Here is a 16,416-nt window from a genome sequence, read left to right as displayed (position 1 = left end):
TACTCCAACCCTTTTAATTCGTCAATCATAAAAAACGTCTATCGACGTACCTTCAAGAAGACTGACTCCACTTAGCGGTAGTTTTTCTAGCGAGATAAGGATGCACTTTACTCGGTAGTTCATACTTTCTTAACTCAAAAAAAAATATCGGCAACAGTGAGAGCGCCGCTCCTCCTGAACCGATATAAGATATTGCTATTTATGTTTGAAGTGTTGACTCTCGTTCAATCAACTGATGTTGCAGTATCACATTCTCATACTTCTTTTCTGGATGAACCATATTATGAATCAGTAAATTCATTGCGGTGTAACCGAGATCATATTTCGGCTGATGAACAGTTGTAAGTACAGGTGTAGACATCGTTGCTTCATGGGTGTTGTCGAATCCGATTACAGCGATATCGCCCGGTACGGACCACCCTTTCTTTTTAATCGCATTGACACTACCTATAGCAAGACTATCATTCATGCAAAATATAGCAGTTGGAGGAATTTGCAATTGCAGCAGCTCGTTCGTCAGCGCTTCACCCTCATGATGGAAGAAGCCTCCGTATTTGATCCATTCTTCCCGACAAGGTATGTGATGTTGTGCAAGCGCTCTGCGATATCCTTGCTCTCTAAGACGTGTAGAGTACAACAGCGTAGAAGCGCCGATCATTGCAATTCGTTGATGTCCTAATTCAATGAAATGACTTACAGCGTCAAAAGCTGCCTGTTCATCGTCGATGGATACGCAACACGTATAAGATGCATTTTCGAACTCACAGCACTGAACGATGCTATGCTTTTGACCTAGTGCGCTTAGTTCTTCTTTGCTAAGCGTTGTACTAAAGGTAATAACACCGTCAACGAGCCTGTTTTTTAACATTTGAAGCAGTTCTTTTTCCCGCTCCAAATGATTCGAAGTTGGGCATACCAACACATAATAACCCGCTTCATTGGCACGTTCTTCTATACCTTTAACAATTTCGGCGAAAATAGGTCTATCAAGGCTCGGGGTTAACACAAGCACCTTCATCGTTTCCGATCTTCTTAAATCCCGCCCCAACAGGTTCGGTTGATAATCAAATTTATGAATTACGCTTAATACTTTTTGCCGGGTAGCTTCTTTAACTAAAGGACTTTCGTTCAAAACTCTAGATACAGTGGCTACAGAAACACCAGCCAACTGGGCTACTTCTTGAATCGTCATCGATTTCTGCATGTGTTCCCTTCCTTTATGCGCTTTCAAATATTCAGCTTATTTTCCCGCAAATAACGCACGTAGTTCACCTGTTTGCTGTAATTGCATAATATCAGAGAATTCAGCCATATTAAAGTGCTACCAGGCCTGTCGAGTCATTCTTAAAGCATATTACTCCGTGTTACTCTGCTATTCTTAACCTCTCCACGATCGTTTGCCGACGGATATTTCGGAAAGCTAAGTAGGGGACGATTACAAACAACAAGAACAAGATCGGGAAGGTAATAAGCAGTGGCGACAACACAAATTGATAGCTAAAAAACCATAGACTACTGACCAACCCACGAACAATAAAAGCAGAAAACAATGTGCTCAAGATGAGAGACAGCACGATTGTCGCACCTGCATAATACCCTCCCTCATAGAGAAGCATTCGTTTTAACTGCCGCCCCGTCATCCCTATACTTTGCAGCATAGCAAACTCCAGACGTCTTGATAAAATGCTGGTCAAAATAGAGTTGATAAAATTCAATATCCCGATCAGACCAATAACAAAGCTGATCGCACTGCCTACGATGATCACCATATTTTGCAGTTGCTTAAAGTTGTTGACGTACACCTGCTTGGATTCATAATCCATGAGCGGCTCGATCGTTTCCGTATAGTTCTTGATAAAGGTCTCCATTGCGGGTTCCTGATCATCAGCCATGTTGAAGCCATACGTCATAAGTACGGGACGCGTTACAACTTTCAAATATTCCTCCGTAGGCAGGTACATAGCAAATTCATCATACGAACGGTTTCCAATCGTGAACTGATTGATTTTTGCCTTAGCCATAACCTCGTACTCATATTTCTTTCCATCAACAGAAATCTGAATGGTGTCTCCGATTCGATAATGTGAAGTGTTCCATTCCACACGGCCTTCATCATCCTGATGGACACCTTCGATGATGTATTTTCCACTTTTAAGTTTTGTCGTATCCAAGTTTCCTTCAACAATATCCAAACGCTTCAGCGGCAAGTCATCCAATCCATATAAATCGAGAGTAGGGTTACCATCCTCCGCTTTGTTCATGGGATGCCCGTGAGAATTAAGTTCATCTGGATTTTCTCGGGTAATAGAAGATTGCCCCAAATAGATGTTATAGTAGATTTTACCGCCTTCCTGGAATCCCTCTTGCTCCTGAACCGCCTTAATAAAACTCTCACTTAACTCATCTTGAGGTTGGCGAAAACGATTATCATTAAAATAATTTGCATGCCCGATGAGATAATCCATATTGACAAATTTGGAAACAAACTTGTCAATATCAAATCCTCGTGAGAGGGTAAAAACCGTACTAAGCAGCACCAAACTGAGCGACATCGAAATCAGCATCATGACCGTTTGTTTTTTGCTTCTGCCAAGATTTGACCATGCCATTCTCCAGATCTTGCCGCCATCGGTCGATTTCTTCTTTTTGCGCTTAAAGGTTTCTCTGCCGCCTTGGAAGCGCACCGCCTCTACGGGAGATACGGCTGCCGCCATCTTACCCGGTTTTCGGGTACTAATCCATACCGTCACGAATGCGAATACAGTAGCACCAATAAAAATAAGTGGATGAACCGAGATGTTTACAGGTCCAACATAAGTGAGAATTCCAAGCATCAGTTCCAGCATGGAGTTGCCTACAATGAAACCTATCACAAGACCTAAAGGGATGCCAACAATCGATAACAACAGTGCCTGTTGCCGAATGATGAATTTCATTTGTCGCCTTGTTGTACCGATCGTTTTCAACAAGCCATAGTCACGAATGTCCTTGTTAACGGAAATCTGAAACAGATTATTGATCATCAAATATCCTGTAAAAGTGATCAGAAGAATGGCTGCGACAATAGCAATAAGAGAAAATGGGTCAGCCAGTGAAAAATTACTGGAAAGATACGCCCAATTCACATTGGCTGCCATATCTGTTGGTAACAGATCAACGTTTTTTTCGCTTTGCATTGTATAGCCGCTTTCCGTGATGACCTGATTCAACTTGTTCTCCAGACCAAAGCTATTCTTAAATAGGATATAAGCGTTAATGGAGCCTGTTGTATTGTGATCCTCTAGATTCGTATGACGCAATTCTGAAGCATGTGCTTGTACAAACTCTTTTGAGACTACAGCCATACCTACTGGAGCAACAGGATCGGTCTCCCAGTACCCAGAGAGTACAAAGTCCGTCTGCATCTGCTTCCCCTTCATCGTATACGTCAGCGGTACTTTAGCACCGATTTCATGAGGAACGCCAAGCAAGTCTAGCGTCACCGTGTCCGTAATAATTTCATTCTGCGCTTGGGGGGCCTTCCCCGTTGTCGGGACGGTAAACCCTAACTTCATTGCGGTTTCGTCCATATAGTACATTTCCAAGCGTCGCTTGAGAAAAGCCGAATTATCAACATGATCAGCGGCAATTAGGTTGTAGCTGATTTCATCAATTAACGGATGATCTTTTACAGCATTGTACTGTTCATCCGTAATGTATTTGAGCACAGCGTGGCCGTCACCTCCCGCTTGCCGTAAGGTTTGGTTCTGTAAATTCTCGACCATTCCGATCATCGTCGTGAAGAGACAGGTAAAGAGGACGGTCGTCATCGCAATAGCTATGATCGCGATGACATTCCTCATCCGATTGGCTTTAAAAATGCGAAACGCAAGACGACGAATTATTTTCCGATTCTGCACGCGGATCATGACGGGTTCCCGCCTATCAATTCCCCATCTTCAATCCGGATGACCCGATTAGCCATTTGTGCAATTTCTTCATTATGGGTAATCATGACGATCGTCTGTCCAAATCGTTCACTCGTCACTTTGAGCAATCCGAGCACATCGAGACTTGTCTTACTATCCAGATTCCCTGTTGGCTCATCTGCAAGAACGATAGCAGGCTTTGTCGCAAGTGCCCTTGCAATCGCAACACGCTGTTGCTGTCCACCCGATAGCTGGTTCGGTAGATTATTCAGCTTCGTTTCCAATCCAAGCGTTGTCACAATTTGATTGATGTAAGAATTATCTACATCATTGCCATCCAACTCAATCGGAAGGGTAATATTTTCATAGACATTTATAACAGGAACCAGATTATAGCTCTGAAAAATAAACCCGATCTTGCGCCGTCTAAATATCGTCATTTCGTCATCCTTCAGCGAGAAAATCTCTTTGCCGTCCACCTTCACCGTTCCGCTTGTCGCTCGATCCAAGCCCCCAAGCATATGCAATAACGTAGATTTTCCACTCCCCGATGTTCCAACAATGGCGACGAATTCACCGCGTTCGATCGTGAGATCAATACCATCCAAGGCTTTTACGACATTCGGCTCGGCACCGTAGTGTTTCGTCAGATTAGACGTTTCTAATACCACCATCAAGCAACCTCCTTATGTATCCAAAGTCTATATCACGTAATGATATTTACTTTACATCGGTGGTCTTTCCACAATCTTTCTGAAATCTAACAGTTCTGAAAGATTTATTTCGTAATCGGGAGGAATACCGAGAAAATGGACCCCTGATGTAGCGTTGAGTTGACCTTGATATATCCCCCTTGTGCCGCGATCATTTCTCTAGCAAGGTATAGCCCGATCCCTACGCCCTCATAGGCATCTACTGCCGAAGAGCGATAGAACCGTTGAAAGATCTCATTCCTTTCATATTCTGCGATTCCGATCCCGGTATCTGTAATGTCTATTCTGCAAAATAGTTCATAGGAAACTGCAGACACCGTGATGCTGCCGCCATGAGGTGTATATTTGATCGCATTATCTACAATATTATGAATGGCTTCAGCGGTCCATTTCCGATCGAACACCGCTTCCAAACAATCACAGCTGAGTTTAATCTGAATTTCTTTCGCTTCCACCTGTTGTTTCACTTCTTCACATACCGAAACGAGCAGATCTGCAATAGACTCTTTTCTCGGTGAGACCGAGATGATCCCCGCTTCCAAGCGAGAAGTTTTCACTAACGCATGAATTAAAAATTGCAGTTTATCCGATTGAAGGACAATCTGGTCCACCATATCAGCACAATCGTTAGACAGATGTGGCTGCTCTTGAAGTAGCTGTGAATAGAGCAAAATATTAGAGAGAGGCGTCTTCGTCTGGTGGGATATATCCGAAACAAGTGATTTGATTCGATTTTTTTCAGTATCGAGGTTTCGTTCTCTAGTCTGGATCTGACCAATATACCGACTTAATTTGGTCTCTAATGCGGATACAGCAGATTCGTCATACTTAGATTCCTTAAAATTTCCCTCTATTGCACAATCGACCATTTGGGTCAACCTGCGAATGGTTCTGCGTATACTTAAACGACTCCAGACTACTAGACTTACACTACTCAGCATGCAAACGATACTCCCCATGAGAACAACCATAGTCAACTTATCCACGCTTACCCACCGTCCATGAGTAGCCTACACCATATACCGTCTGGATGTATTTCGGCTTTGCTGGACAATCCTCCAGCTTGTTACGTAGCCGTTTGATGGTCACGGACAACGCGTTCTCATCTACGTATTCAGCTCCATCCGTCCATATTTTATCGACCAGGACGCTACGGGCCAAAACGATCCCTTGATTTTGAACGAGCAGCTTTAATAACTTTTGCTCAGTTTTGCTCAGCTCCACAAGTTCTTTGCGTTTGAGAAATCTCATCTCATCAAAGTTAAATTCAAAGTGATCTATTATAAGGCCCTTGTTGCTACTCTCCTGCTTACTTCGGCGAAGTATTGCAGATACTCGCGCACGAAGAATCATTAAGCTGAAGGGTTTGGTGATATAATCATCGGCACCCAGCTCAAATCCCGTTACAACATCCACTTCCAAGTCGTTCGCTGTTAAGAAGATGATTGGAGTTGCGAGATGTTGTCTGATTTCCATGCAAAGATCGAGTCCGCTGCCATCAGGCAGATTCACATCCAATAAAATTAAATCAAATGACATTTGAGATAAATAATCCCGCGCCTCGGATTGGGTATAGCATTGTGTAAATTCATAATCTTCTTGCCGAAAAGTCAGGACGATGCCTTGATTCAACGCTCGGTCATCTTCAACAATAAGAATCTTATTCATGGTCCACCCCTTCTCCAAACCAACATACTATTAATATAAGCCCTGCATGTCCCACACACTAAATAAGGCTCCATCTTAAATCATCTATGATCTAAGAGAAACCTTGTTTAGAACCTCTGCTCTACTTAATATACGCTATATTTTCCTAACGTTGATGTGCGGAATGTTTAATTCCCACTTGTATCCATTAAAGCAGATAACTTTAATAGCTGTCTAATTAAAAGTCTAATTCTTGTCGGTAACTATATAGCTTCTTATTAAGCTTGCTGGTCGGATTTAACAGCGCAGCATATTTTATATTTACAAATCTATAAAAGTAGATATAATAATCTGTATGGAACCTTTATTGATTTATAAAGCTTTGTCTAACGAGACTCGTAGTCAAATTATGCAATGGTTAAAGAATCCAGAGGAATTCTTTGATGAAAAGCCTTATTTACAACAAGGTCTCAATTTCCGAATTGGTGTATGCGTAGGAGATATTCAGGCTAAAGCGGGACTTGCACAGTCTGTTATTTCGAGTTATTTGTTAACTATGCAAAAAGCTGGTTTGTTGGAATCTGAGCGAATTGGGAAGTGGACGTACTATCGTCGGAACGAAAAGACAATACAGGAATTTTCCGAGTACATCCAAAAGAAACTATAAACGGAAAGGAGGTCTTTTTTTCGTATCACATATCTACATTTCTATATATTTAAGTATTAATGGAGGCTTACATTTAAAATGAAAAAGGTTAACTCTTTACTCATCATTATTCTAGCTTTAGGTGTATTCGGCATTATCACAACAGAGATGGGGATAATAGGTGTTCTCCCCCAGGTCACTCAAAAATTTAATATATCGACTTCACAGGCCGGATGGCTTGTAAGTATATTTTCTTTAGTCGTTGCCATTTCAGGTCCATTCCTGACATTACTCGCTTCCGGTATTAATCGTAAAGTCATTCTATTAACCGCTGTGCTTATTTTTGCGATTTCAAATATAGTTTATGCCTATACAACCATGTTCGATGTGATGCTTATTTTCCGCATTATCCCTGCTATTTTTCATCCCGTCTTTTTTTCGGTTGCCCTTGTGACTGCAGCCAAACTTGTTCCTCCGGAAAAAAGCAGCAAAGCAGTCACAAAAGTTTTCGCCGGAATAACGGTCGGGTTTGCTTTTGGCGTGCCTTTAACTTCTTATCTCGCGGACAAAATTTCGTTAGAAGTCGCTTTCCTGTTTGGTGCTGTTGTAAGTATAATTGCCTTTGTAGGTATCCTAGTTTGGCTTCCTTCCATGCCTGTTAAGGAAAAAATGTCTTATGGCAAGCAGCTTGGTATATTACGCAAACCTCAATTGTGGTTAAATATCGTGACAGTTATTTTTATCTTTGCAGCTATGTTTTCTGTGTACAGCTATTTTGCTGAATATCTTGGACAAGTAACACATATGAATGGCTCATGGATTAGTATCATGTTAATGGCCTTTGGTATAATCATGATTTTTGGGAATTTTTTATTTGGGAGCCTTTTGCATAAAAACATGACAAAGACCGTCATCATGTTTCCTCTGCTATATGCGGTAATTTACTTATTCGCTTATTATCTGGGATCATATTTCATTCCGATGGTAGTTATCGTATTCATTTGGGGGGTAGTGCATTCCGGCGGGCTTATTATCAGTCAAGCATGGTTAACGACCGAGACGAAAGAAGCTCCCGAATTCGGCAACAGCTTGTTTGTCTCATTTTCCAATCTTGGAATTACTGTAGGGGCCTCAATCGGTGGCTGGTCTATTTCTCACTTAGGGATACATCAACTTATTTGGAGTGGAATTTTGTTTGCACTGCTTGCTTTCTTATTGATCTTACTAAAAATAAAAATGTGCAAATCGAACGTAGAGGAAGTAAACGTACGTTAAGTTAAATTTATTTTATTCGTTTTACTTCGGTAGAATGTTCTCTAGTTTCTACGACAAATGATTTGTTCGATTGTTTTAATAATTCTTCTATAAAAGAAAGACTCGGTGTATAAATAAAGCTTCCACCAATCTTTAATGAATGTAATATTTCCATGTATTTTGTAGCGTAGATTTCGAACTCCCCATCAGTTCTTAAATGATGATGAGTAAAATGATTTGAAAAAGCCATGTGGGAAATTACAGTTCCCCAAGTGTTTGATGTAAAAGTACACTCTGTCCAATTCATCTTATATAAGTAATTCATTATATTTACATTCCTATCCACTCCAAATGCTTCAATTCCATTCTCTCTAAGGAAATGAACTAAGCTGGCTTGTGGTCCGCAACCTACATCTAAAATCGGCTGTTTAATTGTTTTTAAATTGATATTTAATAATTTCATTTGAAATTCAGGACTATACTCTGCACATTTTATCTCGAATAAATTAGGATTTTCTCTATACTTTTTAAATATTTTTGTTCCATTTGATTCTAATAAGAAAATCTGCAAATTTTTATAATGTGAGATAAATAAAGAAGAAATTTCTCTTTCAGAAATTTCTTCTTTATTACCTACAAAACAGATCTGGTCAAATAAATCTCTATAGATTTTTTGAAGCTGACGATAATCTTGACGGGAAAAATCTAAATATTGATTAACTTCCATAAATAGTTTTATTGTTTTGTCTGAAATATATTTTATCAGTTGCTGATATGTACCATCTAAACATGAAAATTGTATAAAATTAGCGATGTCTTTGGCTCTTTGTTTAAATAAATCTGTAGTCTCTTTGGAAGGGTTTAATAATAATCGACCAGTGGGCAACTCATAAAAAAGACTCTTATTTTGATTATGGAGTAATTGTTTTTCAATTGCATCCTGAAAGTTTGATAAGGTGAACATTTCCCCTCCTCCTATGCAATAAACACTATATTACAGTAATCAATAATACAGACCCTGAACTCATTAAAAAAAAGAGCCAGCAGGCTCTATAATTATTTAACTAATCCTACTCTCAACTCATTAACACCAAACTCCAAATAAGCCTTTAAGCAGGTCAACATATAAACCCAACCTTCTTTGTTATCTATCAATTGACTGATGAAATCATCATCATTTTCATTAAAACCTTCTTCGTTAACTTCAATTATTGTATTCGATTTTCCCAATTCTTTCAGTGATATTGTAACAATATGTTCTTCCTCATTTGCACCCCACTTGAATACGATTTTCTTATTAATATCCACTTCCAATACCTCTATATCCAATTGAGCATCGTATTCATCATATCTCAATGTAACCGTCTTTCCATGCTCCCACCTATCAGAACTGTGCGAAAACCAGAAATTCCTGATTTTCGCAGGATCTACGAAAGCTTCAAATACTTCATTCACTGGCTTTAATATGTTCATTTTCGTAAGGTTGTTCTTCACAATATCAACTCTCTTTCCTTGAGTACAAAATACTTATCGTTGATCCCTGATGTTTTATACGTATTATCTCCAAAATAAATTATTAAATGTAATCCAACATCATCGGCTTCCTTACAGAGGTTTATATCTATGAAATGATCAAGAGACAAATTGTATTCTTATTTCAACTCGACATCTATATCCAACAAGCATTTTAAGATTCTTACATCCGTCTCCAATCTTCAATCAGAATGCTATACTGAAGCTCGTCATCCCAGCTACCATTTTTGTATCTTACCTTCCGGAAACGGCCCTCTTTTGCCATGCCGGCTTTGATCATGACTTTCTCCGAGTTCAGGTTGTTTGCATTGCATCTTGCGAAAACCCTATGTAAATTCACTTCCTCAAAACAAATCTTAAGCAACCTATTTACGATTTCCGTCGCATACCCCTGCCCCCAAAAGTCCGGCAGCAAAAAATAACCGATCTCCCCATTACCGCCATCCCGATTCCGTTTCACCATTTCCACATCCGCAAAACCGATAAATTGCCCGCTAGAAGATAAAAAAACACCGAATTCATAAGAAGGGCGACCCTCAGATGTATGGTTATTCTGGAGAATTCGATTAAAATAGGGCAGCAGTTCCTCCTCTTGGCCGACCTTATCCATATATGCGTATTTCATGATTTGTTCATTCGAAAAAATAGAATAAAACAATTGGAAATCTTCTTCCTTATATTCCCTAAATATCAAACGTTCGCTTTGAAACTCCACCGCGTATCCCTCCATAGGCTGACAAGTCACGACAAATCTACTCCCAAATTCGTTCAACTTCATATTTCCAGGCCAAATCCTCATAGGATTCCTTTAAGAGCTCAATCCCAGCTTATTACATAAGCCGAATCGATTCAATATTGGATTCCATAGGTACCTCTTCTTCCATAAGCATTTACTCTTCCCCCTTAAGCAAAATGACGTTCTCTTCAAACTCTTTCCGGTACTCCAGCAATTCGTAATGTTTACCCATGCCTATTCGTTTATGATCCACCAGCTTTCCTTCCCTGTAGGAGCAGCGGAACAGCGATGTTCATATATTTTCCCATTTGTATTTTAATCGTGAATTTCCAAACGGCTGCGTTTCCGGAATATCTTCCTCTGTTCTCGATTCACCTTGACGTTCAACGCCTTATTCGTTGTTTTCTTGATCGCGCTTAATTTTATCGAGGAAATCGCCGTACCAATGTCAGGGATTTTATCCTGCTCTTCAGTGTACGCTTTAAGCTTGATGCTATCACTTGAGGCCGACTGCCATAATAAAAAATTGCTTAATCATGCAAAAAAGACGGTTTTTCAACCGTCTTCGATTCTTTCGGAACATTTTGCTCTCTTAAGCATGGATAGCTCAAACTTCGTTTCTGACTCCCCATTACCACAATAGATGAACTAAACAGATATGATCTATTGCTCATGGGAAATCGTCCTTGGATGTTTGATCCTTTAGTCTCTCTTTATCGTTAAAATCTTCTCTTTCGCATCCCATTGCCCTTGTGCTCCAAGCGCTTTGGCGATGAAACGCATCGGCACATAGGCATAGCCCTCAAAATTTTGTACCGGCTCAGCAAGCACTTCTGCTTCGCTGTTGATCGAAGCGTGCTTCGAACCCATTTTCAGGACAATTTTGGCGCCTGTCAGGTCTTCCGTGAGCGTGATTTGCTTGGTGGCATTGTCCCATGACAGCTTCGCATCAAGCTGATCCGCAACATATTTCAGCGGTACCATCAGCGTATTGTTGACGATCACAGGCTTGTATCCTGCACCATACAGGTCGGTCGGGTCTTCCCCGGTATGCATAATAATCGATTTGCGGGTAATTTCTATGTCATCCTTGACAAAACGGTACAGGTCAGACTTGCTGTCCATATGACGCAGCACATCGCCTGGTGTTCCTTCGCCAGTAACAACATTCCAGAAGCCTTTGGAGCTGTCCACCGCATGGATCGTCACAGGCTCATTCACTTTCCATGTTTCCGACTCGGAATGTACCTTAACCTGCTTCACAGGGATTTCTTCATTGGCTGGAAGCTGTATGGTCAGATCCATGTTTTGCTTACGGATATTCAGCTTGCTGTCGAGTAGGAGATCGAGCGAAAGCACGGTGTCTTTGCCCAAAATGGTACGAAGCTCAGGCGCTCCCTCAAACAGCCCGTTTACGTTTTTGTCGAACTCAGGCAGCAGCTCGTTCACCACGACCATCAGTTCTTTCACAGCCGCATTGATTTCCTTTTCTCTCTCTGCGGCGGTTGGTTGAACTTCATCTTCTTGCGGAACTCCAGCATAGGCTGTAATGAGTGGATAATAAGTGTCGTACAAACTACTAATAAGTTCCTTCAGACCTTCCTCATCCTTGGATAAGCTTATCAGGAAACCTTTGGCAAGGCCGGCCAGTTCATCCCCGCGAATCTCGATATGCAGCTTTTGCAGAGACAACGACTCTCCGTTGACTTTATCGGTTACAGGCGTGACCGAAATATTAGACGGATTCGGCGTATGCTTCAGCATGAAGCCCAGCACGTTTTTGTACATTTGAATCAAGCTTTCGTTGTTCATTTGCTGAACTGCAAAAGCAGCATTCAATTCTTCCATATCAAGCGGTACGGAAATCGGCTGCGTCATCCCTTCAACGGATAGATTCAGCGCCTTCTTGTCCATAGCCAGATGGAAAGGAAGCTTCTTGCCTTGAATCTGAACGGCCCCTTCCAACGATACATGATTCATGTCCTGCATAATGGCTTGGTCGATCGTGACGGACAAGGAATTGAAAAGATCGATTACCTTCTTGTCCTCTTCGCTCAGCTTGCCATCTGCCGGAACCAGCTGCAGGGACAATGTCTGCTTGGATATCGATGATTTGACATCCAGCGTACTCAGAGCCGCTTTACTGACATCCACGCCGCCAACGGCTTGGCACCCTGCAAGCACCACCAGAAGCAAGGACAGCATGGCGGCAAGTCCCCATTTGAAACGATTCATCATCATGTTCCTCCTTATGTACCCATAATTTCTTGCAATGAAAAGCACTCGGAAATATCCGATTGAATATAGTATGCCAGTACCTCTCAGCACATGTAAATATTATTTTTCCATAAATTTTGAAATCCTTTACGGCTCCCTCTGCCGCGATGATCAGATCGTGCCTAGCCAACGCTCATTCCAGCTCATGCCATTGTTCAACCTCAAACTTTCCATCAGCTGAATTTACGAAATATAGCTCGTCAAAACCTTCGTCGTATGTAGGAATCTGTAGTTTTTTTAGCGTGCTTTTTAATCCGATCTCACGAACTTTTTCTTTCCCTTCTCTCTGTACATTTCTTGCATATGACAATTCATAGTCAGGCTCAAAGTAATAACCAACTACCTTAAACTTATTCTTTCTTGCAATTTCAATGTACTTCTTCCTGTCGTCAATTGTTGGATTCGTATTGTCAACAACAAATGGCTGTTTCGCCTCAATCGAAGCCGCCAAATAAACATCCTCACGGTTCCTAGTCCTAAGCATATCAAGATTAATTCGCATATGAGTCTTGAAGAACCTCTCTTTATAAAAAGTTGATTTTCCGGATGCTTGAATCCCAATAAAAATTACACATTCCACAATTACTCATCCTTTTGTTGATAAACGTATTGATTAATGTATTCTCGATTCTGACTAAAGATCGGTGTATCGAAATCAACATCCCATTTACTGCATGTAGCTTCTCCCTTTTTAAAATACTGTTTTGTGATGCATACCCCACGCTTTTGCCACACAGGCAAGTCGTTCCAATTAATTCCTTTTTCTAAAAATAACTTATCCTGAAGCTTCTTTCCATCCAAACATTGAAGCTGCTCGTGAGAAAAATTAGCTTGTGCCACCATTGAAATGCTGTTCTTCGTGGCATCTTGTTGTCTCCAAAGAAAATAATTCGTTACTTCATCATGAGGGACTACCCAAGCTCTACTATCAAAAGCCGCAAATGGTCGGTCGGGATAATATTCCTTAATAACTTCATTGAACTTTGCCGTTGCCATCGAAGCAGACACTGAAACGATCTTTTGAAGGTTATTGTCGAACCATGATTGTGTTGTTAATTTATCATAGTTGGTAAGGAGAATGGATATTTCATCGCTCTGTTGATATATCAGTTTACAGCCCATAATATTCTGTGCTAAGTATTTGCATGTCTCCCAAAGTGCGTTGGTTAATGATTCATCAAACGGCTTCCTCATACCACATGTAAACGTATGAAAGTGACAACCATCTATCCGAATAATAACCGGTAGTCTTTGAGGAAGTACTTGTCTAAAAATATTTTCGTACCCCTTCATCCGATTTCCAAAATCATCCTTCTTCATTTCCTTCTCCTTTCTTTTCGCGGTAAAAAAATGGCCGTATAAATCACAAAAACAGTTACTAATAACCAATAAGCAATGATGATATACATCAAGGGAACCACTAGAAAGGAAGACAGAAAATACTTCCATCCCCCGCTTGGATCTGAACCGGTCAACCATACAAGTACGTCTAAAAAGTGGGTGTACCAATACACAAGTCCCGCTCCAACAAGTAAATGTATTGGAGTGGCTATGTACCAATAATGCAAGAATTTCTTTGCCGTTCTTTTATATACATCAAATTTCATTTCAATACACCTCACACCCTATTTTAATACTTATTATTTGGTGTTTTGAGGAATCAGACCGTTCATTTTCGACAAGGTTGTAGGTGTGCTGAAACAGTATGGCGTTTCCTCGCATATCACTCTAGTAATTACAGCATCCGATATAATTCGTCCCATCCCCACTAATTGTTCTTCATCAGTAGCATAAATGGCATACCAACTTTGCTTGCACATTTGTTCCAAATCATTAACTGTTAATTGAAGTGAATTGTCTGATCGTTGTTGTCTGAAAAAGATAAGTTTTAAAGCTGTTTATACAATGGAGCACTAGCGATAACCCTAGATACCACTATGCAAGAGAAATCCATGTCATCAGAACAAACCAAAATTGGAATCGCAACATTTGTAAAATCTAATAGGTCAAAAACTTTCTGTTGATCACTAGCATCAAAAAGTCCGATAGGAGGAACTAACAAATTAAAAGAATCGCTCTCTGTATTTTGATTCAAATAGTCAATCAATGTCATTTCATTAATGTAGATCATATGCTGTGGATTTTGAAAACCATGCACTTGATCTAAACGAATATCGATTTTACTTAGAATGTATTTCTTGGATTTACCCACAGTTACCACCTCGATATAATAAAATTTCATCTCTATCAGATCCTCATCATACAGTATCTCAATGAACGGCATTTATGCCTTATTTAATATATGAAATCATACCAATTATTGATATAACATTCATGTTTACTATATTTTGGAATTGTGATAATATAATGTATGAAATTCCAAAATATAAAAAGGAGTTGGTTTATTTGAAAAAAATTCTCACCACTATTTGCACAGCTGCTATTATTACATCCATTTTAGCCATACCTGTTTCTGCACAAACAACTACGCAAAATTATAGCTCTACAGATTTAAAACCTTCGTACTGTCCAACTTGTAATGCAGTTGGCATTCCGTACCCAAAGAAGGATTATAAAAGAAGTGATTTTAATGGAACAACTATCCAATATAAAGGATCTACATACTATTTTTCATACATCGATGATAATTTAAGTTCCGATACACATTGGTGGACTGTATGGATCAAAGAGTAATAGAGCTTAATAAACCTATATTTCACATAAAAGAGCCTTTCATGGGCTCTTTTTATTTGGTATCGTCAAGACAAGCACTTAACTATTTTATGAACTGAATCTGGAGGCAAACAGGAATTAATCAATACTCACAATTATTAGAAATAGGTGCTGGAAGTGGAAAAGCGACAGAATTGTTTGCTGCACATGATTTAAATATTTGCTGTATTGAGCCTGGTCCAAATCTAGTTGAACGAGGAACAAAGAAATTTGCTAATCTTAGAAAAGTCCGTTTCATTACTGCACGATTTGAAGAATATAGATATACCTCAACAGCAATATGATGTCATCTATTCAGCACAAGCCTTTCACTGAGTGCCTCAGTCTTCTTTCAAGATTTTAAATTTCAATTAATAGAACCGAATTGCCTTGTTTTCCAATGACAGATATTAAATCTTCTGGACTAATCCACACTGTAGCAGTATTATCGTTTGGATGTATCCCTATTTTCTTAAATGTCAAAACTTCTTTGTCAAAAACGACTTCCACTTTACAGTCTGTATCATTTAATACTCCAAATGGCGTTACTGCTCCTTTACTCAATCCCAAATATTTATGCAACGATTCTTCTGAAGCAAAACTGAGTGGTCTGCAATTCAGTTTTACTCTTAGTTCCTTTAAATCTGCTTTTTTGTTTTTTTCAAGAACAATAATAAAATAACGCTTCTTCTTATCATCACGAATAAACAAGTTTTTAACGACTTCATTTTTGTTTCCAATATGCAACTTGTCCATTTCTTCTATGGTGTATACAGCAGGATGGTCAACAATATCATACGTTATATTCATATTGTTTAAAGTATCACATACTTTTCGACAAGCACTTATCATGCTCATGATCCCTTCCTTCACAAATATTTAGTTGATTATAAACTTCTTCCATAAGATATTAAGAGAAATCCAGAAATGATTTGATATGCCTCCTATTCTAATAATCGTATTATTGCCACAGTGCTTCATTTATTGCTT

18 protein-coding genes are annotated in these 16,416 nt (G+C 39.7%); 4 read left to right on the top strand and 14 right to left on the bottom strand.

The annotated features are described in order from the left end of the window. Positions 1-199 precede the first annotated feature (199 nt). The 5 genes from MNQ98_RS12135 to MNQ98_RS12115 form a co-directional block, all read right to left on the bottom strand. Positions 200-1,204, bottom strand: coding sequence for a LacI family DNA-binding transcriptional regulator (locus MNQ98_RS12135; RefSeq protein ID WP_241933395.1), 1,005 nt, complete (start codon positions 1,202-1,204; stop codon positions 200-202). 160 nt (positions 1,205-1,364) lie between these two features. Next, the gene (locus MNQ98_RS12130; RefSeq protein ID WP_241933394.1) at positions 1,365-3,908 is read right to left on the bottom strand and encodes an ABC transporter permease; all 2,544 of its coding nucleotides are present in this window, start codon (positions 3,906-3,908) and stop codon (positions 1,365-1,367) included. Next, entirely contained in the window at positions 3,905-4,582 is a 678-nt protein-coding gene (locus MNQ98_RS12125) for an ABC transporter ATP-binding protein (protein WP_241933393.1), read from the bottom strand. Before MNQ98_RS12125 ends, MNQ98_RS12130 begins: the two co-directional genes overlap by 4 nt. Before the next feature lie 104 nt (positions 4,583-4,686). Continuing rightward, a complete protein-coding gene (locus MNQ98_RS12120) occupies positions 4,687-5,607 on the bottom strand; it encodes a sensor histidine kinase (RefSeq protein ID WP_241933392.1) in 921 nt (306 codons plus the stop codon). Next, positions 5,600-6,289 (bottom strand): response regulator transcription factor, encoded by a 690-nt coding sequence (locus tag MNQ98_RS12115; protein ID WP_241933391.1) that lies wholly within the window; start codon positions 6,287-6,289, stop codon positions 5,600-5,602. The genes MNQ98_RS12120 and MNQ98_RS12115 overlap by 8 nt, the downstream gene beginning before the upstream one ends. 334 nt (positions 6,290-6,623) lie before the next feature. Here MNQ98_RS12115 and MNQ98_RS12110 point away from each other — a divergent pair, with 334 nt between their 5' ends. Continuing rightward, positions 6,624-6,935 (top strand): ArsR/SmtB family transcription factor, encoded by a 312-nt coding sequence (locus MNQ98_RS12110; RefSeq protein ID WP_208914365.1) that lies wholly within the window; start codon positions 6,624-6,626, stop codon positions 6,933-6,935. A 78-nt stretch (positions 6,936-7,013) separates the two neighbouring features. Then, positions 7,014-8,189, top strand: a complete 1,176-nt coding sequence (locus tag MNQ98_RS12105; RefSeq protein ID WP_241933390.1) for an MFS transporter — start codon at positions 7,014-7,016, stop codon at positions 8,187-8,189. Between the two features lie 7 nt (positions 8,190-8,196). On the opposite strand, the gene MNQ98_RS12100 is transcribed toward MNQ98_RS12105, so the two are convergent. From MNQ98_RS12100 to MNQ98_RS12065, 8 genes are all read right to left on the bottom strand, one after another. After that, positions 8,197-9,132, bottom strand: a complete 936-nt coding sequence (locus tag MNQ98_RS12100) for a class I SAM-dependent methyltransferase (RefSeq protein WP_241933389.1) — start codon at positions 9,130-9,132, stop codon at positions 8,197-8,199. Between the two features lie 92 nt (positions 9,133-9,224). Next, a complete protein-coding gene (locus MNQ98_RS12095) occupies positions 9,225-9,641 on the bottom strand; it encodes an SRPBCC family protein (RefSeq protein WP_241933912.1) in 417 nt (138 codons plus the stop codon). 223 nt (positions 9,642-9,864) lie between these two features. Next, positions 9,865-10,416 (bottom strand): GNAT family N-acetyltransferase, encoded by a 552-nt coding sequence (locus tag MNQ98_RS12090; RefSeq protein WP_241933388.1) that lies wholly within the window; start codon positions 10,414-10,416, stop codon positions 9,865-9,867. A 723-nt stretch (positions 10,417-11,139) separates the two neighbouring features. Continuing rightward, complete coding sequence (locus tag MNQ98_RS12085) at positions 11,140-12,672, bottom strand: copper amine oxidase N-terminal domain-containing protein (RefSeq protein ID WP_241933387.1); 1,533 nt, start codon at positions 12,670-12,672, stop codon at positions 11,140-11,142. Between the two features lie 175 nt (positions 12,673-12,847). Then, the gene (locus MNQ98_RS12080; protein WP_241933386.1) at positions 12,848-13,294 is read right to left on the bottom strand and encodes an ATP-binding protein; all 447 of its coding nucleotides are present in this window, start codon (positions 13,292-13,294) and stop codon (positions 12,848-12,850) included. A 2-nt stretch (positions 13,295-13,296) separates the two neighbouring features. Beyond that, positions 13,297-14,034 (bottom strand): tRNA(His) guanylyltransferase Thg1 family protein, encoded by a 738-nt coding sequence (locus MNQ98_RS12075; RefSeq protein ID WP_241933385.1) that lies wholly within the window; start codon positions 14,032-14,034, stop codon positions 13,297-13,299. Continuing rightward, complete coding sequence (locus MNQ98_RS12070; protein ID WP_241933384.1) at positions 14,031-14,321, bottom strand: hypothetical protein; 291 nt, start codon at positions 14,319-14,321, stop codon at positions 14,031-14,033. The genes MNQ98_RS12075 and MNQ98_RS12070 overlap by 4 nt, the downstream gene beginning before the upstream one ends. Positions 14,322-14,602: 281 nt before the next feature. After that, the gene (locus tag MNQ98_RS12065) at positions 14,603-14,926 is read right to left on the bottom strand and encodes a hypothetical protein (protein ID WP_241933383.1); all 324 of its coding nucleotides are present in this window, start codon (positions 14,924-14,926) and stop codon (positions 14,603-14,605) included. A gap of 194 nt (positions 14,927-15,120) precedes the next feature. On the opposite strand from MNQ98_RS12065, the gene MNQ98_RS12060 reads away from it, so the two are divergent. Both MNQ98_RS12060 and MNQ98_RS29850 read left to right on the top strand, forming a co-directional pair. Then, positions 15,121-15,408 (top strand): hypothetical protein, encoded by a 288-nt coding sequence (locus MNQ98_RS12060; RefSeq protein WP_241933382.1) that lies wholly within the window; start codon positions 15,121-15,123, stop codon positions 15,406-15,408. 173 nt (positions 15,409-15,581) lie between these two features. After that, positions 15,582-15,731 (top strand): hypothetical protein, encoded by a 150-nt coding sequence (locus MNQ98_RS29850; RefSeq protein WP_481856749.1) that lies wholly within the window; start codon positions 15,582-15,584, stop codon positions 15,729-15,731. 55 nt (positions 15,732-15,786) lie between these two features. Here MNQ98_RS29850 and MNQ98_RS12055 read toward each other — a convergent pair whose 3' ends face one another. Continuing rightward, positions 15,787-16,284, bottom strand: coding sequence for a prolyl-tRNA synthetase associated domain-containing protein (locus tag MNQ98_RS12055; RefSeq protein ID WP_241933381.1), 498 nt, complete (start codon positions 16,282-16,284; stop codon positions 15,787-15,789). Positions 16,285-16,416: the final 132 nt, after the last annotated feature.

The organism is Paenibacillus sp. N3/727 (assembly GCF_022637315.1).
In the GTDB taxonomy this organism is placed as follows: Bacteria; Bacillota; Bacilli; order Paenibacillales; family Paenibacillaceae; genus Paenibacillus_AQ; species Paenibacillus_AQ uliginis.
Note: the sequence above shows the minus strand (reverse complement) of the source record. Positions and strands in the feature narration are given on the sequence as shown.